Origin of the sequence: Vibrio lamellibrachiae (assembly GCF_050337265.1) — a bacterium.
Lineage (GTDB): Bacteria > Pseudomonadota > Gammaproteobacteria > Enterobacterales > Vibrionaceae > Vibrio > Vibrio kyushuensis.
The window spans coordinates 498629-525520 of record NZ_JAKJSU010000004.1; the positions used below are offsets into that span (position 1 = coordinate 498629).

The window sequence follows — 26892 nt, forward strand, 5'->3', positions numbered from 1 at the left end:
CCTAGCTTTATTTTTATTATCGTTCTTAATAGCTTAGCTAAGTCTCATTTTATTTCACATAATGATTTTAGTTATACTGATAGGTGCAAAGTAATTAGCCTACTTTGTTTTGTGTTGCATGCCTTAAGTAGGAACTATAGAAGCTACTTTCCACCTGCTTTTTAGCCTCATACATAGCTTGATCCGCTAAATCCAATACTTCATTTATGTCTTTCGATTGAATTGGATAATAACTTACTCCAATACTGCACTTCATAGAGATAGATTCTCCTTCTATCTCCATCGGTTGATCTAACGCTTCCAATATACTGGTTATTTTCCGCTCTATATTTTTCTCATCATGTAGACCACTTAAACATATGACAAACTCATCTCCACCTAACCTTCCGATAATGTCGGAGGGCCTAATATTCGATCTTAATCGAGCAGAAAATGTCACGAGCACTTCATCTCCGATATGGTGCCCCTTGGTATCATTAATGACCTTAAATTTGTCCAAATCAATAAATAGGAGAGCAAATACCGTACTCGCCTTATTGGCATTCTCTACTTCTTGCTCTAACTGTTGATGGAAGGCTCTTCGGTTCAATACACCAGTTAAAGGATCTCTTTCCGATAAATAACGTAATTGATCCGTTTGATGTACAAGAGCGGATGTTTTTAGTTTCACCTCTTGCTCCAGTTCATCCTTAGTTACTATATGCCTCTGCAAAGAGACTTTCATTTCATTAAAGAACTTCACCAATATCGAATACTCTTCTGCCAATTTTGGTTGTGTAATCAAACTATCCAAGTCACCGATAGATAATTTATGTATCCCCTCTCTAATAACACCCTGACCGACTTTAAATTGTTTGAATATAAGTATCGCGATTAAACTGACTAACCCAGAAAAGAAAAGCAATATTAATGCAGTAGTTGCTAGCGCTTTTTCTTGCTGAAGACGATTGCTAACATGTACCTCTTGCTGTAAATGAAATAGCTCTTCTCCCATACTCTGTGCAATCATATTATAACGAGAATGGAGCAACTCCCGAGACTCCCAGTCAACTAGGGGAGAGTTAGAAAAGGCATTATCTAGGGGACTAGTTCGATTTAAATCCTGTGACCTTTCTTGCCGTAACAAAATCGCTAAGCTGTGATTCATCCGTTGTAGGTTTTTGATGTAAGCAATAAAATCATTCTGATTACTCAAATTTTCAGACAGGCTTTGTTGGGCGATATATACCTGCTCTAGGCTCGCCTTATCCTCATACTGCAAAAATACCCATAGTTGGCTGCGCAGCATATCAATGCCTAACTGTATCTGTAGGATATTAGCTAAACGCTGATCGTTACTTTGTTGCTCCTCTTTTATACTCCATAGAGAAGTCGAAACAATACCGACAAGTAAAACAGAACAAAATACGAGCAAATTTAATTTACTTAATATCGATTTCATTACTTCACACTCAATGGGTTACGAAGTACAAACTCCAAGGCTTGGGAATCGAGTACATTTCGATAATTGGGTACCTTTCCCTGAACAAGATTTGCCTCCAAAGCCCACCTAGCCTGCAACTGAAGGTTCGATAATAGTGCATTACCAATTGATAAACGAAATGTGTAATCTTGCCAAGACCACTCCAATTGGGATTGGGGTATATCGAGCGCCCCTGCTACAATTTCCCGGGACTTTTGAGGATTCGAGTTCATCCACTGAATCGCGTCTTCCAATACTGTCAAAATATGGATCGAGCTTTCCAAATGATGCAGCTCTGCTGACTCTCTAGTTAATAGATTAAAGGTTAAGTGATAAATCCCCTCCAAACTTAGATCAACAACATTTTCAGAAGAGGACATCAATAGATAGCCATATGGCTCCCAAACAGAGATAGCATCAACCTCCCCTGTAGTAAGAGCTTGGTTGAGGTCTTGCGGAGGCAAATAGACACGCTCTACCGGCATCGCTTTTAGATTGTTAGCAATCAATAATGAATCAAAGTAAAACTCACTTGCGCTTGCTTTAACAATACCGACTTTTTTCCCTTCTAATTCACTGACTTTACTAATATTACTATGTTCTAGAGCCAGTAACTTGATATCGTTGCCTGAATCCACAAAGCAGGTAACCAGAGAGATATCGTCATAATTAAAGCTTTCGAACATAACCACAGATTCAGACGCAGTAGCAAAGTTAACTTCACTGTTGAATAACGCCTGGGCACACGCAACACCACCAGAACAAGGAATGAGTTCGATGTTAAAATTAGATTTATCGAACAGATTTAGGTGTTGTGCGACGATAAAAGGAGAGGATAACGGTGTTTGAGAAACCGCAATTTTCACAACCTCCCTATCGGCTGTATTTGACGATTTATTAGAAGGATAAATTTGATAAAACAGTGCGTAAACTGATACTAAAACACAGACGATTGCCAACCCCATTTTAGTTTTCATTCGAACTATACCTATGTCCATTCGGTAAATAGTAAATTAACTATAGTCCAATCTACAAAGCAAAAACCTTTAATGGATAATATTTAATATATTAACAGGTTACTCAATAAAAAAGGCTGCTCTGGATTACCCAGACACAGCCCTTCAATAGAATTATTTAGGATAAATTGATTAACCTAATTGGATATCCAGTTCATTCTGAATCAATACAATACACTGAGATGCAAAGAGCATTTTTGGCCCTAAGCTTATTTTTTGTGTATTTAATCTTTTCAAACTATTCCAAGACTTCTTTGGCATCGGGATGTGGTCTGTTAATAAAAAACAAGCATCATGGGATAGTTCAATCTCACGAACTGAATCTCCCTTTTTATCTAAAAGGTAGAGCTGATATGTTTCAGCAAGCCTTTGCACTAAACGCTCAAAACTTACTGTTTCAACAGTAATACCCGGTTCGACCTCGCGCAGTTGCTCTTTATCCATGCCTACGGATGCTCCTAGAGCATTAGCAATTTTATTAATCAGTGCTTGTTCATGAAAGCCACCAATATTGCGAAGCTCACTGGATTGAAAACGAACGGTTCTAGAAAAATCTTGAGTACTCTCTATTACCAAAAACACCTCTACGTCATCACGGTGAGACTGAGCAGTAAAAATAGCATTCATTAACACATGGGCCAGAATCTCTGTATGTGCTTCTTCTCCTACTGAGGCTAGGAATGTATTTTTGTCTGTTGAAGCGGCTCTAGCTCGAACAACGAATGCTCTCATATTGGTACTCTTTAGGCTATTTCAGATAAAGGGTGGACCCATTATCAATTGAACTTTAGGGAAAGAGGATACCATACAGACAATAACCGGAAACACCAGAGTAGTTCTAAGATAACGAGCAAAATAGACAATAGCAGCCTCTCAGTAGATACTCTGAGAGGCCTTTAGTTTCAGTTTAATTAGTGCTCTATATCAGATGGGTTAAAGCCAAACTCTGTTTGCTGGTACACTTGGGAAAGAGCTTTCACCCTCCCCTTTTTACGCAGTGACTTTCTATTTTCTATGCACTCTTCAGTTTGCAAAGCTTGTTCATGCTCTTTTGCTGAGTCGACAAATGCTTGGTTGCTTAAAGCTTCTTGTCGTAAGCGATTTACTCGCTCTAAGGTTTCCCACAACATATTTCACCTCAAATAACACTGTACCTATAACCAGTATAGATACTGTATGAAAATACACAAGAAATAACTGTATAAAAAAACAGTACAGCTATAATTACTAACTCGGCATCACCTCTAATTAATCTGTACTAAACTCAAAACTAACAATTGGGTTATATAAAGGTTTACACGAGCATGAAACTACGTCGGTCTGTACCTATACATGGCTTAACCCAATTCTGCTCAACCAAAGGGAGAATCTTTGCTTTAGGCTTCTCGTTGGTTCTGTTCGTACCTACCCCTGTTTCGTCTTCAAATTCCGATGCTCCACTTACTGTCAACGACGTTACTAAACATTTTATTAACTCATCTCTCAACGTTACCGAGAGAAACGCCGAACTCGAATGGTTTAAGGAGGCAGCCAAAGCGTATAAAGGAACTAAAGTCACAGTGATATCTGAAGATATTCCAACGCATCGATATGAATCTCAGTATTTGGCGAAAATATTTACTCAACTTACTGGAATTCAAGTCAGCCACGAAATTACTGGTGAAGATGATCTCGTTAAGCGCCTTCAACTTCAAATGAACTCTGGGTTACATATTTATGATGGTTACATAAATGACAGTGATTTTATTGGTACGCATATTCGAACCGGAAAAGTCGTTCCACTGTCTGATTTTATAGAAAATGAATGGCGAGATATTACGTTACCAACACTCGATATTGACGATTTTATAGGTATCGAATTTACTAAAAATGCTCAGGGCACTATCTACCAGCTCCCAGACCAGCAGTTTGCTAATTTATATTGGTATCGACATGATTGGTTTTCTAACCCCGACTTTCAAAAAAAATTTCACGCTAAATATGGCTATGAATTAGCTGTGCCTCAGAACTGGCAAGCTTATGAAGATATTGCACAGTTCTTCACTTATGACATTCAAGAAATCGACGGTGAACGTATTTGGGGACACTTTGATTACGCTAAGTACGAGCCTTCATTGGGATGGAGAATCTCAGACTCGTGGCTAAGTCTTGCAGGTGTTAATGATTTAGGTTTACCAAGTGGTCTTCCCGTCGGAGACTGGGGAATCCGTGCTGAAGAATGCATTCCTGTAGGCGCTAGTGTTACTCGTGGCGGTGCATTAAATAGCCCTGCTGCTATTTATGCTCTAGAAAAATATAAATTTTGGCTAGAAAACTATGCTCCTCCAGAATCAAAATCACTTACTTTTCGAACAGCCGCTCAATTTCTTTCACAAGGAAGGGTGGCGCAGCAAATCTTTTGGTATAGCGCGTTTGTGCCAATATTGCTTGATGAAGACTCCAAAGTCATTGATGAAAATGGCGACCCTTTATGGCGATTAGCCCCTTCTCCTCGTGGTAAATATTGGAAACAAGGAATGAAATCTGGTTACCAAGACGCTGGTTCCTGGACGTTTCTTCATTCAACACCCGATCGACAAAAAGAGGCGGCGTGGTTATATGCACAATTCACTGTTTCGAAAACAGTAACTTTTGATAAGCTATTGAACGGATTTACACCTATACGGCACTCAGATATTCAATCACCCGCTTTCACTGCAATGCAAAAGGGTTTAGGTGGCCTCGTCGAATTTTATCAAAGTGATGCTAAAAATGTATGGACGCCTTCTGGAGTTAATATTCCAGATTACTCAACAATGGCCGCAATGTGGTGGCAACACATCGGTGAGTATCTTTATGGGGATATTACTGCAAAAGAGACCCTATTCAAGCTAGCCAGTAAGTTTGACCAACACATGCAGTCTTTATCTGCTATTCCCATGCGCCAATGTTCACCAAAATTAAATATGATCTCAGATCCAACTGTTTGGCTTAATAAACCCGGAGCTCCGTGGAAAGAAATAGTTGAAAAACAGCAAGGTGTGACGCTTCCACTTTCAGAGGTTTATAAACTATGGAATATCGATGTTCGCTAATCTTTACTTTGCTCATCGCTAGTACACTGAGCCATGCGGAACCTCTTCTTCTGAATACTTTTTATTCACCTCCAATGGTGAACAAGGAGGGAAACCCTAATAGTGGAATCACTTATCACACAATTACGGAAATTTTCCACCGCGCGAATATAGATTACAATATTGAATATATTCCAAAACCAAGGGCGCTGAAGTCTTCAAAACTAAGACGAAACACCTGCTCATTTCCTGTTGCTCGCTCACAGCTGATTGAAGCAGATTTTGTTTGGATTGGCCCTGTCGCCATCAGCCAATACGCACTGTACAGTAAGGACTCTACTGATCACACACTGTTTACAATCCGAGATGCTGTCTACGATAAAATCGTTGCCTATGAAGGTTACGCCATAACACAGGAGATGAAAAAGCAAGGGTTCAACCTTATGCTGACGAAGGATCTAGAAGATGGCATTCGGATGTTACGAAGAGAGGGAGTAGATTTTTGGCTCTCTGACATTCGTTCTGCTACCACACTCTCTAATGAATTAGATATTCCCATATCATCTTCACCGTTCATTTTTCTTACCGATATCAAGTATCTTGCCTGCAATAAATCAATCACGCTTCGTGATGTAAACGCCTTACAAATCACAATAGACACCATGCTTTCTAATGGTGAAATCAGCATGTCATTTAAAAACTGATTACTTTTAGCCATTAGCATTTGTTTTTACGCATTAAAAAAGGAGTACAACGTACTCCTTTTATTCTCTGTTTAACTTTCTATATATTATGCTGTTGCAAATTTATAGTGGGTCATTTCTGAACGAAGGCCAAGCACTAAGCTTACACACATCACTAGCAGAATAAAGGTAAATGGCAACGCTGTAGAAATGGTACCGGCTTGTAGAGCCTGAATGGCTTCTGTTCCACCAACCCACAGCAGTACTGCAGCAATTGAACCTTCAATAACTGCCCAGAAGATTCGTTGTGGAACCGGCGCATCAACTTTACCACCTGAAGTAATGCTATCAATAACTAGTGACGCAGAGTCAGATGATGTAATGAAAAATACCATGATCAATACAATTGAGAATATAGACAAAACATTAGCCATAGGAAGTGCATCAAATGTGCTGTATAAAGCCAACGAAATATCCGTCAACCCATTAGCACCTAGCTCACCCACTTGATTCGCGATTTGATCAAGCGCTACGCCACCAAACACTGACATCCATACCCAAGTAATTGCTGTTGGAATAATTATCACAGCCGTTAAGAACTCTCTTACCGTTCTACCCTTAGAAACACGGGCAATAAACATACCGACACATGGTGACCATGAGATCCACCAAGCCCAGTAGAATACGGTCCAACCGTGCATCCATGATTGATCTTCACGCCCGATAGGATTGCTCATTGTAATGATATTTTCTACATAACCCATCAACGCGACAGGCAGAGTTGAAAGGGTCACAGACAGTGTAATCAGAGCAACAAAAATCAGTAAGCCGAATGCAAGGATCATATTCAGGTTACTCAGAACTTTAACGCCGCCATGGATACCACGAACAACCGAAAGAATTGCAAACATAGTAACGAACGCGATCACTGCCATTTGCAAACCGAGACTACCGTCAGTTCCAAATACGTGATTTATACCACTTGTTACTTGTTGAGCACCTAGGCCCAAAGAGGTTGCTAAACCAAATAAAGTTGCAAGCACGGCCATGATATCAATCACATGGCCAAACCAGCCCCAAGTACGGTCACCTAGTAGCGGGTAAAATACTGAGCGCATCGACAAAGGAAGACCTTTATTGTACGCAAACAGTGCCAGTGACAAACCTACGATACCGTAGATTGCCCAGCCATGGATACCCCAGTGAAAAATACTTGCACCTAAAGCGAGCTTAGCAGCTTCTTCGGTATACGCTTCAACACCAAGCGGGGTGCCATACCAATCTGTGAAATATGCAGCTGGCTCTGCAACTCCGTAGAACATTAAACCAATGCCGATACCCGCTGAAAAAAGCATGGCTATCCAAGACAGGTTAGAGTGTTCTGCTTTAGCATCTTCTCCACCAAGGCGAATTTTTCCAAAGGGTGTAAAGATTAGACCGACACAAAAGATGACGAATATATTGGCTGACCACATGAAAAGGTTATCAAACTTATCAATGATGGCCCATTTGATGCTGTCTAGTGAGGATTTTGCAGTGGACGGTTCGACGACTAAAAGTACAGAAAGGAATAAAAGGATTAGACCTGCACTAATGACAAAAACAGGCGTATGAATATCGAAGCCCCATTTTTGTACGTTATCTTGACCAACGGTATAGTCGGTATTCTCAATACTATATTTATCTTTAACGTGTGACATTTTCCCTCTCAAGTTACGGCGTACATCCAAATTTGGTGCTATAAAAAAGCCACTACTTCCTTAGTGGCCTAAACAATTTGCACGGATATACTTATGAGTTTTCGCGAGAAGGGTAACAGTTTACATCGTTAAAACCAATAATAATCGATGTGCCTCACACTTTTAGCCGCATGGGCACCTGTTTAATTATTCAATAATTCCTTTCTCATACGCATACTTAGCAAGCTCTGCCGTCGAACTTAAATGGAGCTTATGCTTGATGTTTTGCCTATGTGTTTCTACCGTACGGCAGCTTATATCAAGCAAGCTAGCAATTTTTTTACTGCTACTTCCCTGTGCAACCAGTTTAAGAACGGACTCTTCACGGCGACTTAGCGGGCTAACATTATTGCTATTGGAAGGTATGACTTCTTGAGAAAACAACGTTTGAGTTGTTGTTTCGCAAAAGTACGTAGACCCTTGATCTACGGTTTTAATGGCTTGAACCATTTTTTCCGCGGTGATCTCTTTCAGCATGTATCCAACCGCACCTGCTTGCATGACTTTCATAATATACTCTCGATGGTCATGCATCGTCAGCATCAGAACTTTTGCATGCGGAAACTCTTCTCTAATCAAACGAGTTGCATCAATACCATTCATCAGTGGCATACTCACATCCATGAGAGTTACATCTGGATTTAGCTCCCTCACTTTTTCAATCGCTTCAAGCCCATTACTCGCCGTTCCGATGACCTTAATATCACTTTCCAGCTCCAATCTTGCCATGAATCCATCTAACACAACTTGGTGGTCATCAACGATTACAACACTAATTAATTTATCCATAAACTAGTCCATCTAAATTAAGCAGTACAATAGTTTCAGTTCCTAAGCCAGGCTCACTCATTAGTTCAAAATCCCCACCCATAAACTCAACTCGCTCTCGCATATTCCTTAAACCAATGCCCCGCGTTTTAAGTGCATTATTTACTAAAAATCCCACGCCATCATCCCTGACCATGAGTTGAAGCATATTGCCCATTTGCTGTAATACCACCGTCACTTTCGTAGCATGAGCATGCTTTTGAATATTATTGAGAGACTCTTGTGTAACTCGGTAAAGCGTTGTCGCGACTTCGGATTTAAGCTTACCTTTTTGTGTATCAAAAATTGTCTCAATCTCGATACCAGAGTGAGATTGAAAGTCTTGCAGTAAAGTTGAAAGTGCCGCTTCTAAGCCTATGTCATCCAGTGCACTTGGCCTTAGCTGGTGGGAGATATGTCTAACTTCATTAATGGCTGAAACTAACGACTGCTGTGATTTCTCTACATGCACTTTGAGTGAGTCATCTTCCAATCGGTGTCCTAATAGTTCTAAATGGCACTTACTTGATACGAGTAACTGATTGATCCCGTCATGAAGTTCTCGTGCAAGGTGTTTTTTCTCATCTTCCTGAAACATAACGGTTTGATAAGCGAGTTCTTTTAGGTTTTTATCCGCTAAGCGATGTTCATGTAAATTAATCGCAAGCGTTAAAACAATGATAACGGAAACCGTCACAGCCAAAATAACCATGACGGAGAAAAATGTCGTTTCAATATTATTATTCACCGCTAACTGCATGTTGGCAACTTCAACGGTAATATCTTCAATGTATAGCCCTGTACCAATCATCCAGTCCCATTTGTCTAGCCATTGCGCATAACTTAGTTTTGGGACAATGTCTCCGGTAGACGGTTTCTGCCATAAATATTGATGAAAGCCACCGCCCGACTTAGCTTGATACAGCAATGACTCAATCAGGTAATCTCCATCACTATCTTGTATATGCAGCAAATTTTTGCCAATTAAGCCCGGCTGAATTGGGTGAACGAGGTTGACTCCATTTTCATCATAGGCAAAAAAATACCCATCAGACCCATATCTTAAACGAGTGAGGATCGCTTTTACTTCGGCTTTCGCTTCTGCCTCGCGAATATCTGGATCGTTATACACATACGAAATCGCATCAAACGCCAAATCTAAGCTGTCCTTTAGCGCGCTCTCTTTTGCCGCAATTAAACGGTCATAAAAGATTTCAACTTCTTTTTCACCAAGCTTTTGTGCTTGGTAAATAGAGATCCAACTAATGCTCGCTGTAACAAGCAACAGTGGTATGAGTGTTAACAGTATTAATTTAACTTTTAGAGGCATTCCCTTCCCCACAAACAACAACGGCTTGTCCAATATCGACAAGCCGTTCTACTGTATCAGTTCACTACCATCGGTGAAATTTTATCGGTCACACTCTTTATTAATATCTGACACTTTATTATTAACTAAGCGAGTTAAGACATACCGTAAAAACCCGGGAATATGAGTAAAGACATGAGTACCACTATTTGAATAGCGATGAATGGCATGACACCTCGATAAATATCCATCGTTGTAACGCCCTTTGGTGCAACACCTTTTAGGTAAAACAAGCTAAAACCAAACGGTGGGGTCAAAAACGAAGTCTGCAAATTCATTGCAACTAGGATGGCAAACCACGTCATATTGATGCCCATTAACTCAGCAACAGGTGCAATAATCGGTACAATAATGAAACAGATTTCAACAAAATCGATAAAGAAGCCCAGTATCAAAATGACTAACATGGTAATAAGTAAGAAACCCCACTTTTCACCTGGAAGTTGTAGCATCCACTCTTCTACTAAGTAATCACCACCTGTATAGGTAAACGCCATAGAAAATGCCGTTGCACCTAGCAAGATAGCAAATACCATAGCCGTGACTTTTACCGTCTCTTTTGCCGCGGCATAAACCATAGAGAAACTAAACTGACCATAGATAATTGCCAGAACTATCGCGCCTGCTCCACCTAAAGCTGCCGATTCAGTTGGTGTGGCCACACCCGCAAATATAGAGCCAAGCACCACAATGATTAGCGCAAGGGGCGGTACAACGGCTTTGAGAGCTGTGATAACTTCCTGCTTTCGGCTAATTGATTCATCACGTTCAATGGATTGTGCAGCTTCAGGGTTCAGTTTTGCATAAATTAAGATATAAACGACATAGGCACCAACCAACATCAGGCCCGGCCCAATAGCCGCGCCAAAAAGATCACCAACGGGTACGCCTAAAACGTCGCCCAATAGTATTAATACAATCGAAGGTGGAATGATTTGCCCCAACGTACCTGACGCACAGATAGTTCCACACGCAAGCCCTTTATCGTAATTGTACTTGAGCATAACAGGCAGTGAGATAAGCCCCATTGCCACAACCGAAGCACCAACAACACCAGTCGAGGCAGCAAGTAGCGCACCAACTAAAACTGTCGATATAGCGATACCACCTCGCACTCCCCCAAACAGTTTGCCCATCGACTCAAGAAGCTGCTCCGCCAGACGCGTTTTTTGGAGCACTAACCCCATGAAGACAAATAAAGGCACCGCCATTAAAACGGTATTTTCCATAATCGACTGAATTCGGTAAGGCATGAACGCAAACATATCTACGCCTTCAGCCCAGACCCCAAATATCAGTGCAATACCACCAAACGTAAATGCTACAGGAAAACCTAATAACAGTGCGAATAACGCAACAAAGAACATTACTATACCAATCATGACAACATCCTTTACTTGTTATTCAGTGGGTTTTCGTGCATCAAATGCGGATTGAAAATTTTATTTAGCGAGTGCAACACAAGGCCAATCCCACTTACTGCCATGAAGAAAAATGACAATGGGATCATGGCTTTGATCGCCCATCGATAAGGCAAGCCGCCGGGATCGCCTGATGTCTCACCAAGTAAGTAGCTCTCTTTTGCAAAGTCGACGCCAAACCAGGCTACCAACAAGCAAAACGGCAGTAGAAAAACAAACGTGCCAATTAAATCAATAATGGCTTGAGCTTTAAATGAGAGTCGTTCGTAGAAAATATCCACTCGAACATGCCCACCCGCTTTAATTGCGTATGGCACACCAAGTAAAAATACTGTTGAAAATAGATGCCATTCCATCTCTTGAAAACCAATAGATACATCATTGAAGACATAGCGCATGACTACGTCGTAGACTACATTCAGCAGCAGTAAAATGAACAGAATACTAGACAACCAACCGAAGATATCTCCGATTCGATTAAAGAAACGCTCAACATAAATAAGACTTCTCATTCCCGACTCCATGGAACTTTAAAGGTGCTCCGCATAACCGCATAGGGGACAGCTATCGAAGTTTATTAATAAGTTTCTTAGGCATAGAGAGCCATGGGGACGGCTCTCTTATTATAAAATCATTAAAGTGAATACGAGTGGCCAATTATTATTTGTCTGTTGGCCATCTCGTTTTTAACTATTTCGTTTTTAAGTAATTCTTTTTTTAACTACTGTGCTTGGCTGTTCAAGTAAGCTCTGTGAGATATATCGGTCCACGAGCGAACTTGCTTAAGATAATCCGCTTGAGATTTTTGGATCTCTTTTGCTAATTCATCTTTTTCAGCATGTTGAGCTAACAAGCGATCATTCGCCTCTTTAAGCGCTACCATCACTTCTTGTGGGAAGTCTTTGACTTTTACATCTGGGTACTCAGCCTTCATCGTAGACCAGTTCTTACCACTTTCATGCGTTGCTTGTGTATACATGTCATAAGCCGCAGTACGCATTGCTACGCGAAGAATTTCTTGTAAGTCTTCTGGAAGGCTATTCCATTTACGCTTGTTGACTAGGAACTGAAGTTCCGATCCCGGCTCGTGCCAACCTGTGTAGTAATATGGCGCGATTTTGTGGAAACCCATACGAAGATCAAGCGAAGGCCCTACCCACTCCAATGCGTCAATTGTGCGGCGTTCTAGCGAGGTATATAACTCACCCGGTGCAATATTTGTTGGTTTAGCACCAAGTTCTGCCAATATTTCCCCAGCAAAGCCTGGAATACGCATTTTTAACCCTTTAAGGTCTTCAACAGAGTTGATCTCTTTTTGAAACCAGCCACCCATTTGAATATCAGTGTTACCACCTGGGAATGACATTAGGTTATGTGGAGAGTAAACCTGCTCCATTAGCTCCATACCACCGCCATGATAGAACCATGCGTATTGCTCAGCCGGCGTCATACCAAAAGGCATTGAAGTGAAGTACAGAGTGTTTGGTACTTTGCCTTTCCAGTAATAAGAGCCTGAGTGGCCCATATCGTACTGACCAGACTTCACCATATCAAACACACCTAATGGCGCTTTATGCTTGTTAGAAGAGTCAATGCGGATTTGTAATCGCCCATTCGACATCTTCTCTGCCATAGCGGCCATATTTTTAGTCGCATCACCAAATACAGGGAAGTTTGGTCCCCAAGTTTCAGCAAGCTTTAATCGATATACTTTTTCTGCAGCAGTCACCGATGTAGCCATCATAGCTAGGCATGTGGCTGCAATCACTGTGGTGTTTTTCAATACTCTCTTTAGGGAGCAATTAATAAGACTCATATCTACGTCCTTTGTTTGATGGTAGCCATCTAGGCTTGTTTCGTTATCAATCATTGAACAAAGAAAGAAAAATAGAATCCGCGAGAACACGCAATGAAAATATTTCGAAAAGCAGCCGTTAAACTTTAGCCGTACGTAGAACTACGTAGGCTATAATTAGAAATAATAGTAAAACCAAGGGTTAGCACTAGATTCAACACGAATTTATCGTAACAACTACCTAAGTAAGTACCGAGCTAGGTAGTTGCGTAATTGTTCTTATATTGTGAAGCAACGATATGCACTTCGTCTTCATAAAGCGTAAATCTAGACAAATAGGCAAAATTTAAGACAAAAAAAAGCCCCGCATTCGCGAGGCTTAAACCTTTAAAAAGACAGCAAATTAAGCTGATTTGTAGATAACTTTGTTACCTGCTAACTGTTCTTTTTCAACTAGGTTTTCTTCAAGTAGCTTTTTCAGTGCACCTGTCGCCCAAGAAGCTGCTTTTGCTTCTTCTTGGCCAGCGGCAAGGCCGATACCTTTAGGGTTAATACCTTCGGCATTACTAACTACGATGTCTAAAACTTGTTGCTGCTTAGGTGTTAATGCAACGTCCACTTTCTTAGCGGCTACTGTTTTCACAGCTGCTGGTGCTGCTTCTTTTTTAGCAACAGGTTTCGCTTTAGGTGTTGCTTTAGCATTCGCAACAGTCGCTTTAATGTGCTTTTGCAATTTCATCTGCACTTTACGCTTATGAGCAAGTCTCATCGAGTATCTCTCCATTTCACTGCATGTTGCAGTGGTGAAAATTTGAAGCGCGATTTATACCAAAAAAACGCTCTGATTTGTAGGGAATTAGCTATTTTGGTCATCAAAAATGAGCTTGCCCTCCAATGCTGACTATAATTCATACAGAGATAATATTTCACTTCAAGTATGAACTGAGTATTTGTACATATGCCAATGGTTACTAATCAAGATGCAAAGCCTACAATTATCTAATTTCGATATGGGTGCCATTTTAACCCAGTTTAAACCTGCTTTAGTCATGGCAGCTCTAACGTTTATTGCCGCGATCTATAACTTTCTAGATGCAGTACCTGCAACCATCACTCTATTATTGACGCTTGTGGTCATTGCAATCATCTACGTAGTCATCGAAAGGTCTAAAGTCTCCTATACACTAACACCTAGCCACTTCCAGCAACATTTATACCGAGGTGGGTGGGTCGTTAAATGGACAGATATCGAGAGAATTGGTATCTGTCATATTGAGCAAGAGGGTGAGGAGTTACCACTTCCATGGATAGGAATTAAACTGCGTCGATACTCTCCATACCTAAATAGCATCTGCCCAAGAGTTGGGACAGACATACTACTAAGCCAGCGTGCCCTTCTCTATATTGGCCAACGCAATAACGGTAACAACAAAGCGGATTTTGAAGATATCGTGTTGGATTCAAAGGAATATAGAAGCCATTCTGGCGTCTGCTATCAGGGGCTTCGGGCAGCACTCGCAAACCGAATGGCCTATCAACGAGAGTTCTTTGGCTTTGATATCTTTATTTCAACCAGTGACTTAGATAGAGATGAAGAGAGTTTTGTTGGATTAACTCGGCGGTATTTGGCAGCCGCCGAGCATGAGCAATAGATTCACTCGTTAATGTATTAAGACTAGGCAATCAAGCTAAAGCGAGGTGAAAAACTTATACCTAACTAATACAATGGCATTTCATCAGCTACAAATGGGTTTGAAACTCGCTCTTTACCAAATGTTGAAGAAGGACCATGACCTGGAATGAAGGTTACATCATTACCTAATGGCCATAGCTTCTCTTTAATCGAAGAGATAAGCGTTGCATGATTTCCTTGAGGGAAATCGGTACGACCAATTCCACCAGCAAAAAGCACATCACCCACAAACGCCAACTTGGCCGCTTCGTTAAACAAAATGACATGCCCTGGCGTATGACCTGGAGTATGAACAACATTTAGAGACTGATTACCAAAAGAGACCGTATCTCCCTCTTCCAGCCATTTGTTGGGTTCAAATGAGTCAGTATGCGCAAAACCAAACATTTGGCTTTGGTTTGGTAATCCGTCTAACCAGAACTTATCACCAATATGAGGTCCAATAACGTCAAGACCACCAAGTTCTTGAGCTAGAGGCTCGGTTCCACCAACATGATCGAGATGGCCGTGAGTAAGTACAAGCTGTACAACTTTAACGCCTAACTCATTGATCATCATCACTAACTGTTTAACATCACCCCCAGGATCGACAACCACGGCTTCCATGGTTTCATCACACCAGACAATGGAACAGTTTTGAGCAAAAGAGGTAACCGGAACTACTTGGTACTGAAGAGACATATATCTACCTTGAACACAATCGAAACTGCCCGAACTATGACACTACCAATTTTGTTTTTCAATGCTTGTACAAGGCAAATGAGCACATATTAGACTATGCCCAGTTTCTTACTGGTCCAGTATCAATATGGATGAAGTTACTTCGAGGATAATAACCAACACCACCCGCTTTTAGACCAATAGCGGCTTCTCGCACGCTTTTCAAGTCAACACCATCAAGTCGAAAGTCCATGGCTTGGCCGAGCATGTGGAAGCTTTTCTTAGCAACACCGTTTGATTTTGTACGTAGTGATTCGTTCGTGATTGGAGAGCGATAACCAGAGATAATTTGAACTTCAGCATTCGAGCCTATTAGCGACTGAATATTAGAGATTTGATCAAACAAGCGTCGATCCATTGGGTGGACTTCATTTCGGCGGAAATCTCGGCATAAATGGTTAAGTCGATTGAGTTCACCTTCGATATAATCCACACCATTGAAGTAACTCGTTTCAACACTTTCACCAGTATGCAGATTATTCATCACCAAGTGACGTGGTTTATCTGGATAAGATGCACGAGCAATAGAGGGAACACCGCTTGCAACTACAATACTACCACCCGCTAACTTTAAAAAATGACGTCGAGACAAAACCAAAATATTACCCTTCACACACACTGCCCAATTATAAGAATGTGGACATTACCTAACTAGAATGTGAAGTTCAAATGCATAAATCGTGCAAGAAACGGTCAAACAGACGAAATTATCCGTTTACTATTTGACCGACAAGAAAAAGTTTTACTAATGATTGAATTGTCAGAAATTCGTCAGAGTTATCCTTTACCCTGAATTTGCCGCGCTTTGCCGTAGGTTTCGTTATAATTAGCATCGTGATGATAGGTATCGTATTGGTAAATATCATCTCGATACTGAACTTGCCCAGACTCAACCCAGACGGTTTGATAAATAATATGAACTGGGATTCTCTTTTTTAACGCAATCGACTGAGTCGTCAGGTGATCATTGCTTTCCGAATCGACAACATCAAGTCCTTGCGTTTCTAATAGCGTATTGGCAAACAGATCAGCATTTTCAACCCGTACACAACCGGAGCTAAAGGCTCTAATATCTTTCGCGAATAAATGCTTACTCGGTGTGTCATGCAGATAAATAGCTCGACGGTTAGGCGTATTAAATTTGTATAAGCCTAGCGCATTACTATCCCCTGAAAGTTGACGCATTTTATAAGGGAATGTCTTAGGGTTAACTTGAGCCCAATCTATCTCTTCTGGGTTCACAGTGGCTGGCGTATTCCAGCGTTTCACAATCTCAAATCGATTGTTCATAAGATAATTCTCGTCCCGCTTTACCTGAGGCAAGATATCTTCCACCATAATCTTTCTTGGCACATTCCAACTAGGGTTAAGAATTAATGAGTCCAACTTTGTATGCATAACCGGTGTTTTTCTTGAGGTCCGCCCTACGACAACTTTAGACTGAAACACTTCCTCACCTAAATACCAGTAAGTCATATCAAAGCTAGGAACATTCACTAAGATCAGAGTGTCCCTTTGCATCGGCCACAGTCTTGAGCGTTCAGCATTAAGAGCAAGCATTGCTAGTCGCTGAGAAGGCGGTGTGTTTAACCATTTCAATGTTTGCGCGCCAATGATGCCATCTTCCTTCAGCCCATGAATGCGTTGAAATTCTTTGACTGGTTCTATTAGAGAAGCGTCATACCAATTAACATCATCTCGGACACCATCGGTATTAACGTTAACAACCTTAAGACGTTGAATCAGTTCATTACGATGAGTGAGCTTATCGCCCACTTTGGTTAATTTTTTCTGGTGATATGTGGGTAAACTTGTCTGTTCAAATTGCTTTAAACGCTTATATGACGCGCTGATCTCACGATAGTCAGCGTTGCTCGGCGTATACTCATCAATGAGCTCTTCAAGTTGATGAAGCTCGACAGCGATAAGCAGCGAGTTTATCGATTTTCTACTTGGCGCAGGTAAAGTGCTTTTCAGGGGCTGATTAAAAAACCACGATTCACCAACTAATGGAGCTTGCTCCGCGTAACTCATATACAGAAGCAGTGTGTCAGTCGCCAACAAATCATATTCAAACCAACGGTTTTCGTTGCGAAAGAGTTCTAATTGCGTTAGTTGATTAGTGAAGAGCGGACTAAACCCCGCTTTTTCTATCATCTCAAGCTGCAGTTCTAATTTTTGACTTTCATCGACATCAAACCAGATCAATTGATCGTCATTCTCTCGATAGATTTGATCTAGTAAGTCTGGGTACTGTATCAACTGCACAGTAGATGAGTGAGGCTCTAACCATGTTAGCGCCTCAAAGCGCTCTAGATCTAGCGCTAACGTAGGGAGCGATAGCAACATCACTGATAACACGAACAGAACTCTTTTTTTCATTCTCATACACTCCCTGTTGACGATATCTAAAAGTATGGCAGAAAATTAAGCAACTGTATGAGCACTAAAAAGCAAAAAAGCCTCAACTAAGTGAGGCTTTCTATAACAAACTCAATAAAACTAAAGCTTTAAATTGTGTTTGCCATGAGAAACTTTCGCTTGTAAATAACTTTCGTTACCTGACTTGACGTGAGCAGAGGTGTTTACTACTTCAGCTATCTTAATGCCATTGTCTTGCAGTTCTTTAATCTTCTTCGGGTTATTCGTTACGAGACGAATTTTGTCGACTTCTAACGCCTTTAACATCTGAGCTGCTTCTGTAAAATCACGCAGATCATCACCAAACCCTAGATGGTTATTGGCTTCATACGTATTCATACCTTCGCTTTGCAAACGATAAGCATCAATTTTATTATAAAGACCAATGCCGCGTCCTTCTTGACGAAGATACAAAATAATTCCACCTTCATCGCCCATTTTTACAATGGTTTCTTCTAGCTGCTCGCCACAGTCACAACGTGACGAATGAAATACGTCGCCAGTTAAGCACTCTGAGTGCATGCGAACTAATGGTGTATCTGTTTGCTTATCTGCCTGCTTGAATATAAGCGCGACATGCTCTTTTTCTGAATTTAAACCATGAAAAGAGAGAAGTTCCGCATCAATATTACTTTGGGAACCGACTTTAAGACCAACTCTGGCTCGAACTTCCGCCATATTACTACTCACTTAATGTTTGCTTTAGTACTAATGACAATAACGTGTCACACGCCTACTGAGAGTAACTATGGGGATTGTTAATAAGTTTTTCAATAGTTCATTTAAAATGAAACGTATCTGAATGAAAAGAGTATAACGAATGAGCCATATAGAAGCTAAACGACTGACCGAGCAGAAACTTAAATTGAAACGAATTAAACGAAGCCGTGATTTTTCAAGATGGCGTTTTAAGACTTAAATATAGAAAAGGTAAAGTATTAATGACTTTGGTTCTGCTGCCACAACGACAGTTCAACCCAAGCCGATTCTATAACTTTCAGCTCTTCTTCCGTCAGCATTGATAAGGTTGGATCACATTGGCATACAGTATCGGAATGCATAAAACCAAGCTTTACGTAAAAGTCCTTTTTCAACTGTAAAATTAGGTTTTCTACTGCGCTTCCTTGCATGCAAACACTCAATTAATAGTGATATCAATATATCGATGAAGAATACCACACAACGTTGCAGAGTCTTTTTTAACCACAAAATATGGAATAATAATCACACATAAATAGTTGACGTTACAGTAAGTTAAAATAATTCGGCGTCACTATCACTTATATCATCATCGGCAAATACGCCTTCATCTTTCAATCGTTGATAGCTACAGACTCTATTACGGCCATTATCTTTTGCGTAGTAAAGCGCTTTATCTGCATGATCTAAAATACTAGGAACAAAATCTGTCGATTGAATTGAGCAGATGCCACCGCTAAAAGTAACTTGGGATACTTGAGGGAAACGGTATTGTTCTATATGTTGACGAAAGTCCTCCATTCTCTTTTCTGCGTCATCCAGTTTGGTTCGAGGAAACAGCACGACAAACTCCTCACCACCAAAGCGAAACAGTTGTTCTTCGTGATTAAAAAACTGCTGCATTTGCTGAGAGAAAATCAACAACACTTCATCGCCAATCAAATGCCCAAATGTGTCATTGACCGCCTTGAACTTATCAATATCGACGAGTGCAACTCTTGGAGAGTATTCGTCGTCAAACTGCCCTTCGACAGAAGACTCAAAGCTTTGTGTTAGTTTTTGCTCCATCACTTTTCGGTTCATAAGCCCAGTCAGTTCGTCGCGTTCACTATCCCTTAAAACGATTAAGTAGTTCTTATAAATTTGGCTGAAGCCTTCGATAAGAAGCTGAAACTCATTTGGGCGCTGAGCCATGACCACAATAAAGCGAGCAGATGTGTGTTCATCAATACAGATAGGGAAAATACAATGAAAGAGACCAGTACCGGAATCTTTGATCATACTAGAACTCATATTATGGTCAAAGTCAGCAGAGATAGGCTTTTCTTCTGTCGGCAACCAGTGATACGAGGCTTGCCCATGGTTATTCTCTTCCCGAGTTATAGCAGCGATTAGATGAGAAGTCTCACCAGAATAATGAACTAGGTGGACACTTTGAATCGGCACCATTTCGGCTAAAGTTGCGGTCACACAGTGCGCTAACGAAATAGAGTTCGTCTGCTCCGTGATCTCAACAACCATTTGAAGTATTTTCTGCTCTACACTCATCTTTCACCTTGTAAGTGGGTGATGCTCAGCTAAGTATAGGCATTTAATTTGAACTAAATCACAAAAAAGCAGCGATATTCGCTGCTTTTCATATTACTCTCGTTTAAAGGTCAGCTACGAATACCAAACTTAACCGTACCTTTTGAGTTAAACCACAGTGCTTCTTTGCGGCGACGCCCAAGCAATATTGGACCATCATCGTAGAACAAGAAATTCTTCCAATGCTTTTTAAAAACAGACCATTTAGTTTCTAAAATATTATATTTTTCGTAGCAGAAATAGACCGTTACATCGTCTTGCCAGCCTAGCTTTTCAATCAACTCTTCAGGTAAGCCAAGTTCGTCATCTTCCCAGTTAGCCATCCAGTCAACTTCCGTCGTCCAGTTGCTCTCTTTACGCGGCCAATCTTGGCTGCTTAAACGATCGACATCAGGGCTCTGAGGGCTGATGTTCTCTTTCCAAAGCTGTGAAGCTCTTGCGGCATCCATTGGTTTTATCAGTGCAAGATCCTCTTCTGGGACTGGCATTGATTGGTGTGTAAAGATCCATTTTCTTTGGTATTGATCCAAAGGCAAATACGACATTCAAATTCCTCGTTATTTTTTTAACCAGCCGTTATCAACAGCTAGATCTATCATTCGTTTTGCTTCATCCCACAGCGTCTGCGATCCAAGCGCAATCTTACTGTTGACGTTTAGCACTTGCTCTTGAGTGACGCCATGTTCTTGCCAACTTTGTCCATCATTATGAAAGTTAAGCAACATGGGGATGATACGATCAAGCGCTTTGGCAAACTTGGCATCTGCCGTTAAAGCGGATTCAAACTCAAGCCAAATTGTTTTTAGTTCATTGCCTTGATCACTTGGCAGCATTGAGAACAAACGTTCAGCTGCCGCCAACTCTTTCTCTTCCTGCTCAAGTGAAGCCGCCATATCATAAACAAAGGTGTCGCCAGCATCTATTTCGACAATGTCGTGCAATAGCAACATTTTTACTACTCGTGAAATATCAACAGGCTCATTGGCATGCTCTTCCATTAATATCGCCATAAGCGCGACATGCCAACTGTGTTCTGCGCTATTTTCCAAACGCCCATCAGCACTTTTCACTCGTGTGCGGCGTAAAACAGACTTGAGCTGATCGAGTTCTATAATAAGTGAAAGCTGTTTAACTAGCCGTTCGTTCACCGATTCACCGCCTTCCAATCGAAATTAATACAACTGGTCAAAATATGATCTTGCCACTGACCGTTAATAAGTAAGAACTGTTTAGCAAAACCTTCTTTTTCAAAACCATTATTCTTTAGTACCGCAGCACTTCGTTCATTACTTGGCATATAAGCCGCGTTAATTCGGTGCATTGACTGATAGGTAAACATGTAATTTACCGCAAGCTTGAGTGCACGGGACATGACCCCTTTACCTTGGGCATTTTCATCAAGAGAATAACCGACGGTGCAGGTATAGCAAGGAAATCTAGATAAATTACTGAATGAAACCGTACCAATCACTTTATCTTCATTGGGGTCAATGATGATCAAATAAAAGCCAAGCCCGAGCGAATGAAGTTCGTGAAGCTTTACAAGTTTCTGAGCCCAGCCTGTATAGCTAAAGAATGCGTCTTCCCGTTTAGGCTCCCATGCCTTCAGATGCGAGCGATTACGGTTAAAGTAATCAGTAATTCTTTGAGCGTCGTCGATTTCTGCAGTGCGCAGCACGAAGCTATCATCAACTTCATAGACGCTACGGTGTGAGTTAGTTCTATTCATTCGCCTCTATCATTCATGAGCGGTTTATCGGTAATAGTCGTGCATCGATTTCATTTTTTACTGATTTTTTCGAATTGAATAATCACGTAACTTATTAGCAATCGATGTATGAGAAACATTCAATCGTTTTGCTAACTTTCGACTTGATGGGAATGACTGATACAACCTTTCAAGCACCTGTGATTCGTACTCTTTCATGATTTCATCAAGGGAGCCATCTAAGTTTACACTCGGAATGCCTGTCGATACCGCTTCTAATTGCGGTAAATGGAATAGTGACACATCAAGGCGGCCTTCTTGCCACTCGGTCAGTGCTCGCAGCACCATATTATCGAGTTGGCGCATATTGCCCGGCCATTGATAATTCGAAAGCCCATCAACCAGATCGTCTGCCATTTCAGGTTTCGCCATACCAAGTTGAGTCGCGTATTTTGCTGCGAACAACTCCAACAACGGTGCAATGTCATTAGTTCGCTCACGCAATGCAGGAATACGCAGAGTCAGTACATTAAGTCGATAAAACAGATCTTCTCTAAACGCGCCTGAGTCTGCAAGTTCCGCAAGGTTGTGTCTTGTCGATGCAATAACACGGACATCAACATGCACTTCATGCTCTTCGCCTACTCGTCTAAATGTGCCGTCTTGTAAAAACCTCAATAACTTTATTTGCAAGTGAGCACTCATCTCACCAATTTCATCGAGAAATACGGTACCGCCATTCGCCTGCTCAAAAATCCCTTTATGACCTTGTTCATGATTAAATGATCCCGGTGCGTGACCAAACAGTTCGGTCTCAGCAACGTCATCAGGCATAGAGGCACAACTTAAAATCAAGAATGAAGAAGCTGCTCTATTAGAACGATTGTGGCAAGCACGTGCCAACATCTCTTTGCCTGTTCCGGTTTCGCCTTCAATCAGTAAGGGTTGATCAAGCATTGATAGTTTCTTGGCTTGGCTAATTAATGCTTTATGACGATTGGATACCCCAACAAAGTACTCGAAACCCAAGTTGTTATTAAGAGGTAGGTTATCATCAAACTGAAGCTTGTTACTGCCAGAACGAATGATCATAACCGCACTAGCTAAGGTTGATTCGTTTGACTCACCCGTAATATAAACCGGCATAATTTCCATCGCGTAATCAAGCCCGTCAATGACGAGATTTTCACGTTGACGGATAATACTGCCTTCAAACCAATGAGAAAAATCAAAGCTTGGCAACAAAGAGGATATTTGCTGGCCAATAATATCGGAATCAGCTTGCTTAAAGAGGTCAACGGCTGCGTGGTTAGCTAAATCGATATGACCTTTAAGATCAATCGCTAGTACAGGATCTGGAAGGTTATTAAGTAGAGATATTAGCTCTGTATTGTGCCGTTCAATTGGCATGAATTGGATTTTTCGAACGTCTTTCACCCCAGAAATTCGACGTATCTCAGTCATCAACTCACTGAAAGTGTCAAAATCAATATCGGGACAATTGAGGTAAATAATACCGCTGACATCAATTTCGATGCCGCGCAGGTCAATATTCTTTGAGGCTAATATATCAAGCAACTCTCGAGTTAGACCTAATCTATCTTCACAAAATACTTCTAGACGCACTAAGAAATCCTAATTGAACGGTGTCAGAAAAAGTTGACACTAGTTTCGCTCATGCCCTGTAATGCGTCAAGAATTCTAACTTGAATACGACGATGCTTACGACTATTTGATTGAAATAGCAGCGACTTTGGAGACGATCTGCTTGCGAATCGTCGACAAGGTTAATGCATTCTCTTTTTGCCAAGCCATAGGCCTTAACAGTGCAATGGCCTTAATTCCAATCCTTGCAGATAGAATTCCAACGCCAATCCCCTGCCCTGCTCTAGCGGACAGCTTCCCCGCGACATCCATCGAGAGCAAATCCATACTGGCGTCTATCGCAAGTTCACTGGCTCCCGCCGCTGCCATATTAACTAACACTAATTTGAATAATGATACTCGTGACCAATAACCAAGTTCGACGCCATACAAGGTAGCTAATGAGTCGATCATTTTTAAATTTCGCCACGCTACAAGTGCCATATCGGCCAGTGCTAGTGGGCTAACAGCAACCAAAATGGCAGATTCGGTCGCATGCTTTGTCACTATTTGAGCGGCTTTCTCATCAAATTGGCTTACAACGAGCGACTCATAAAGCTCAATAACTTCAGCATCACTGTGTGAATCGGTAATACTATTCTTCCACCGATCAAAACTTGGGTTCTCATCGGTTAATCCGCTTTGCTTCGCTATATCGATACAAAAGGAGCGAGCTTTTCCGACGCCTCCTTGTTTGATTAACGCTTCACTTTGCTCTTGTGCGGTAAAATGATGACGGAGCTTTCTTAGTTTCCAGAGTTCTTTACCGATTGCGCCAACGCCTAACGCGGAAATAGTTGCGATGAGCCCTGACCAACCGAGAGATAGCCAATCGGCGGTTGTAATGGCCGTCAAAATTGAATCAATCGCTTGCCAACTCAATAAACCACTAAAAACGGTAAATAATGCTGCGAACAGCCTCTTGCTACCTTTCTTTGGGCGAATTAATTGATCTAACTCGACTTCGGGGCTTTCTTCAATGGCAACACTTGGAACAAACATTTCAGCTTGCTGCGTATCTAATATTTGTTGAGCGTTTAATTCACTTTCCCCACTCACGTTAGAATTTGCATCTGTCGCGTTTTTGCGACCATCTGAGCTTGTGCTATCTAAAGGCTGAGTAAAAATATGCTTTGTCTTTAAATCTGTCATACAAGCTTGTCTCCAATAATATATTCTAGAGCCTTATCCATTCGAATATGCTCACTCGGACCGTATTCTGGCTTTTGTTTTGGCGCGAAAGAATTAAACTCAAAACCTGTTTCACTCCAATACTCAGCGCGAGGTAATTTACTAGGTACGTCTCCAGGGAAAACCGTCAGAGCATCGCCTTGTAAAGTATGACCTTGAATCGCGGCCATAGTACTGTCACCAGAGTTGATAAACCCCGCGGTTGTTGCCTGTATAGAGGCCATCGCAATGCAATTCATATCTATGTTTTCAAAAGCAGCATTTTGCCATGCGGGGTGTACCAGTTGCTGTAATAATGAAACCAAATTAGGGTGCTGTTCAGGAGTAACGTGATCAGCTTTAGTGGCCGCAAATAGAATCTTGTCAATTTTGGGAGAGAAAAGGCGTTTAAGGATACCGCTGCGACCGTATCGGAAGCTGTGCATAATTTGCTCTAAAGCCGTACTCATATCATTGAATGATTCATGGCTGGCGTTTAACGGCGACAAGCAATCAACCAGAACCACTTGTCGATCGAACGTCGAGAAGTATTGCTTATAAAAAGCTTTCACCACTTTTTGTTGATACTGCTGATATCGCTTAGTCAGCATCTCAAGATTAGTGTTTTTTTCTGGTTTACTGCCTGACTTAATTCGGCAAGGAAAAAACTGTAATACGGGCGCTCCCGAAAGATCGCCAGGTAGAACAAAACGCCCAGGCTGAACCCAATGAAGGCCAGCCTCTTTACAGCTATGCAAATACTCTGTGTAAGCCAAAGAAATTGACTCTAACGTCTTCTCATCCGCTTCCGCGTTGAGATCTAACGCTTCCAGTTGTTTTAACCAGTTTTCAGCCAGAACTTTTCTTTGTCCTTTAAGCGCGTCAAATTGGCTCTCCGACCATTGGTGAAAATCCATATCAAGCAGAGGAAGATCAAGCAACCACTCACCGGGGTAATCTATAATGTCGAGATAAAGTGTAGAGGTAGAGCTCAGGATTTTTTTATGTCGTTTTTCTGGCTTGTACTTAATCGCCAAGCGAATTTCACTAACATCACGTGTTGGTATCGGCCACTGAGGCGGTGTTGAACCTAGCTGTTCAATCGCTTCGTCATAGGCGAATCTAGGGACCATCATATTATGTTGAGGAACACGTTTTGCTCCAACAATCCGCTTGCCTCTTGCCGCTTTTAGCAGCGGTAAGTTGTCATGAGTAGACGTGTGCAACAGCTGATTAACCATAGAGGTAATGAAAGCGGTTTTTCCAGCACGGGATAACCCCGTGACCGCAATGCGAACATGAGAGTCGGTACTTCGATAAAGAAAGTCGTTCACTTCTTGTTTCAGTCTTTTCATTAATGCTCTCTTACTAAACCTGTGAGACTAGGGTCTATTGATCTTTCGCGGTTAATTTTGCTCGAAAGGTCAACAGACCCTAATCTAATTGAGTTAATCTTAATCTTAGATGAACAAAAAAGCCCCTGATTAATATCAAGGGCTTAGAGATTGGAGAAGTCCGATAATCTTTAGTCGTCTTCTATCAACTTGTAGATAACAAACAGAGCAAGCTCTAACATCACAAACAAAACACAAGTGATGGTGACGTACTTAACATCAAAAATGCTAATACCATGCAAAATCAAGTCATAACCAAGGAAACTACCAACTACAATCGCAATGGCAATTTGTAAAATTTGAATAAATCGAGGCACTCTACTCTCCTGAGATCGTGTTTGTAAGTTAAGCTTTTAACTAGATTCGCTACATAGAGTAATACCATAATGCAAATCTAACTTATTGATATTTTTACTTTGAGAAAGTATAACGAGACTCACAGTGGCTTTCGCCACCGCAATGTTAGATTTACGCTGTTGCCACCAACATTTTTAAAGAGTCTCATTATTAA

At 41.2% G+C, this 26892-nt stretch carries 27 protein-coding genes; 3 read left to right on the top strand and 24 right to left on the bottom strand.

From position 1 onward, the window contains the following. Nucleotides 1-94: 94 nt before the first annotated feature. The 4 genes from L4C54_RS02490 to L4C54_RS02505 form a co-directional block, all read right to left on the bottom strand. Nucleotides 95-1441, bottom strand: coding sequence for a GGDEF domain-containing protein (locus L4C54_RS02490; RefSeq protein ID WP_428806966.1), 1347 nt, complete (start codon nt 1439-1441; stop codon nt 95-97). Further along, nucleotides 1441-2439: an ABC transporter substrate-binding protein gene (locus L4C54_RS02495; protein WP_428806967.1), complete on the bottom strand. Its 999-nt coding sequence runs from the start codon at nt 2437-2439 to the stop codon at nt 1441-1443. The genes L4C54_RS02490 and L4C54_RS02495 overlap by 1 nt, the downstream gene beginning before the upstream one ends. Before the next feature lie 171 nt (nt 2440-2610). Next, a complete protein-coding gene (trmY, locus tag L4C54_RS02500; protein ID WP_428806968.1) occupies nt 2611-3210 on the bottom strand; it encodes a tRNA (pseudouridine(54)-N(1))-methyltransferase TrmY in 600 nt (199 codons plus the stop codon). Nucleotides 3211-3389: 179 nt separating this feature from the next. Beyond that, nucleotides 3390-3608 (bottom strand): hypothetical protein, encoded by a 219-nt coding sequence (locus tag L4C54_RS02505; RefSeq protein ID WP_428801673.1) that lies wholly within the window; start codon nt 3606-3608, stop codon nt 3390-3392. A gap of 174 nt (nt 3609-3782) precedes the next feature. Here L4C54_RS02505 and L4C54_RS02510 point away from each other — a divergent pair, with 174 nt between their 5' ends. Further along, nucleotides 3783-5552, top strand: coding sequence for an ABC transporter substrate-binding protein (locus L4C54_RS02510; RefSeq protein WP_428806969.1), 1770 nt, complete (start codon nt 3783-3785; stop codon nt 5550-5552). Then, complete coding sequence (locus L4C54_RS02515; RefSeq protein WP_428806970.1) at nt 5531-6235, top strand: hypothetical protein; 705 nt, start codon at nt 5531-5533, stop codon at nt 6233-6235. The genes L4C54_RS02510 and L4C54_RS02515 overlap by 22 nt, the downstream gene beginning before the upstream one ends. 86 nt (nt 6236-6321) lie before the next feature. Here the strand turns inward: L4C54_RS02515 and L4C54_RS02520 are convergent, their stop codons facing one another. The 7 genes from L4C54_RS02520 to L4C54_RS02550 form a co-directional block, all read right to left on the bottom strand. Continuing rightward, nucleotides 6322-7914 (bottom strand): BCCT family transporter, encoded by a 1593-nt coding sequence (locus L4C54_RS02520; RefSeq protein ID WP_428801670.1) that lies wholly within the window; start codon nt 7912-7914, stop codon nt 6322-6324. Nucleotides 7915-8100: 186 nt separating this feature from the next. Continuing rightward, nucleotides 8101-8742: a response regulator gene (locus L4C54_RS02525; protein WP_428801669.1), complete on the bottom strand. Its 642-nt coding sequence runs from the start codon at nt 8740-8742 to the stop codon at nt 8101-8103. Beyond that, nucleotides 8735-10090 carry a cache domain-containing protein gene (locus tag L4C54_RS02530; protein WP_428801668.1) on the bottom strand — a complete coding sequence of 452 codons (1356 nt, stop codon included), beginning with the start codon at nt 10088-10090 and terminating at the stop codon, nt 8735-8737. The genes L4C54_RS02525 and L4C54_RS02530 overlap by 8 nt, the downstream gene beginning before the upstream one ends. A 134-nt stretch (nt 10091-10224) precedes the next feature. Further along, nucleotides 10225-11511 carry a TRAP transporter large permease gene (locus L4C54_RS02535; protein WP_428806971.1) on the bottom strand — a complete coding sequence of 429 codons (1287 nt, stop codon included), beginning with the start codon at nt 11509-11511 and terminating at the stop codon, nt 10225-10227. 11 nt (nt 11512-11522) lie between these two features. Next, nucleotides 11523-12062 (bottom strand): TRAP transporter small permease subunit, encoded by a 540-nt coding sequence (locus L4C54_RS02540; protein ID WP_428806972.1) that lies wholly within the window; start codon nt 12060-12062, stop codon nt 11523-11525. Nucleotides 12063-12271: 209 nt separating this feature from the next. Then, entirely contained in the window at nt 12272-13366 is a 1095-nt protein-coding gene (locus L4C54_RS02545; RefSeq protein ID WP_428801665.1) for a TRAP transporter substrate-binding protein, read from the bottom strand. A 382-nt stretch (nt 13367-13748) separates the two neighbouring features. Further along, nucleotides 13749-14114: a MarR family transcriptional regulator gene (locus L4C54_RS02550; protein WP_428801664.1), complete on the bottom strand. Its 366-nt coding sequence runs from the start codon at nt 14112-14114 to the stop codon at nt 13749-13751. Between the two features lie 211 nt (nt 14115-14325). Between L4C54_RS02550 and L4C54_RS02555 the strand changes: the two genes are divergently transcribed. Then, nucleotides 14326-14997, top strand: a complete 672-nt coding sequence (locus L4C54_RS02555) for a DUF2982 domain-containing protein (RefSeq protein ID WP_428806973.1) — start codon at nt 14326-14328, stop codon at nt 14995-14997. Between the two features lie 65 nt (nt 14998-15062). Here the strand turns inward: L4C54_RS02555 and L4C54_RS02560 are convergent, their stop codons facing one another. From L4C54_RS02560 to L4C54_RS02620, 13 genes are all read right to left on the bottom strand, one after another. Next, on the bottom strand, nt 15063-15719 hold the full coding sequence (locus L4C54_RS02560; protein WP_428806974.1) for an MBL fold metallo-hydrolase: 657 nt from the start codon (nt 15717-15719) through the stop codon (nt 15063-15065). A gap of 94 nt (nt 15720-15813) precedes the next feature. Continuing rightward, entirely contained in the window at nt 15814-16356 is a 543-nt protein-coding gene (mepK, locus tag L4C54_RS02565; RefSeq protein ID WP_428801745.1) for a peptidoglycan L,D-endopeptidase MepK, read from the bottom strand. Nucleotides 16357-16535: 179 nt separating this feature from the next. Further along, nucleotides 16536-18140: a L,D-transpeptidase family protein gene (locus L4C54_RS02570; protein ID WP_428806975.1), complete on the bottom strand. Its 1605-nt coding sequence runs from the start codon at nt 18138-18140 to the stop codon at nt 16536-16538. Between the two features lie 120 nt (nt 18141-18260). Beyond that, complete coding sequence (locus L4C54_RS02575; RefSeq protein WP_428806976.1) at nt 18261-18857, bottom strand: GTP cyclohydrolase II; 597 nt, start codon at nt 18855-18857, stop codon at nt 18261-18263. A gap of 260 nt (nt 18858-19117) precedes the next feature. Then, the gene (locus L4C54_RS02580) at nt 19118-19309 is read right to left on the bottom strand and encodes a hypothetical protein (protein ID WP_428801659.1); all 192 of its coding nucleotides are present in this window, start codon (nt 19307-19309) and stop codon (nt 19118-19120) included. Between the two features lie 124 nt (nt 19310-19433). Further along, nucleotides 19434-20426 carry a GGDEF domain-containing protein gene (locus tag L4C54_RS02585; protein ID WP_428806977.1) on the bottom strand — a complete coding sequence of 331 codons (993 nt, stop codon included), beginning with the start codon at nt 20424-20426 and terminating at the stop codon, nt 19434-19436. Between the two features lie 110 nt (nt 20427-20536). Then, nucleotides 20537-21010 (bottom strand): DUF2947 domain-containing protein, encoded by a 474-nt coding sequence (locus tag L4C54_RS02590; protein ID WP_428801657.1) that lies wholly within the window; start codon nt 21008-21010, stop codon nt 20537-20539. Between the two features lie 12 nt (nt 21011-21022). Beyond that, nucleotides 21023-21613, bottom strand: coding sequence for an HD domain-containing protein (locus tag L4C54_RS02595; protein WP_428801656.1), 591 nt, complete (start codon nt 21611-21613; stop codon nt 21023-21025). Beyond that, the gene (gene rimJ, locus L4C54_RS02600) at nt 21610-22194 is read right to left on the bottom strand and encodes a ribosomal protein S5-alanine N-acetyltransferase (RefSeq protein WP_428806978.1); all 585 of its coding nucleotides are present in this window, start codon (nt 22192-22194) and stop codon (nt 21610-21612) included. The genes L4C54_RS02595 and rimJ overlap by 4 nt, the downstream gene beginning before the upstream one ends. Nucleotides 22195-22251: 57 nt before the next feature. After that, nucleotides 22252-23799, bottom strand: a complete 1548-nt coding sequence (gene tyrR / locus L4C54_RS02605; RefSeq protein ID WP_428806979.1) for a transcriptional regulator TyrR — start codon at nt 23797-23799, stop codon at nt 22252-22254. Between the two features lie 102 nt (nt 23800-23901). Further along, a complete protein-coding gene (locus L4C54_RS02610) occupies nt 23902-24969 on the bottom strand; it encodes a YcjF family protein (protein WP_428806980.1) in 1068 nt (355 codons plus the stop codon). Further along, on the bottom strand, nt 24966-26342 hold the full coding sequence (locus L4C54_RS02615; protein ID WP_428806981.1) for a YcjX family GTP-binding protein: 1377 nt from the start codon (nt 26340-26342) through the stop codon (nt 24966-24968). The genes L4C54_RS02610 and L4C54_RS02615 overlap by 4 nt, the downstream gene beginning before the upstream one ends. 170 nt (nt 26343-26512) lie before the next feature. Continuing rightward, entirely contained in the window at nt 26513-26698 is a 186-nt protein-coding gene (locus tag L4C54_RS02620) for a hypothetical protein (RefSeq protein WP_102404892.1), read from the bottom strand. Nucleotides 26699-26892 lie beyond the last annotated feature (194 nt).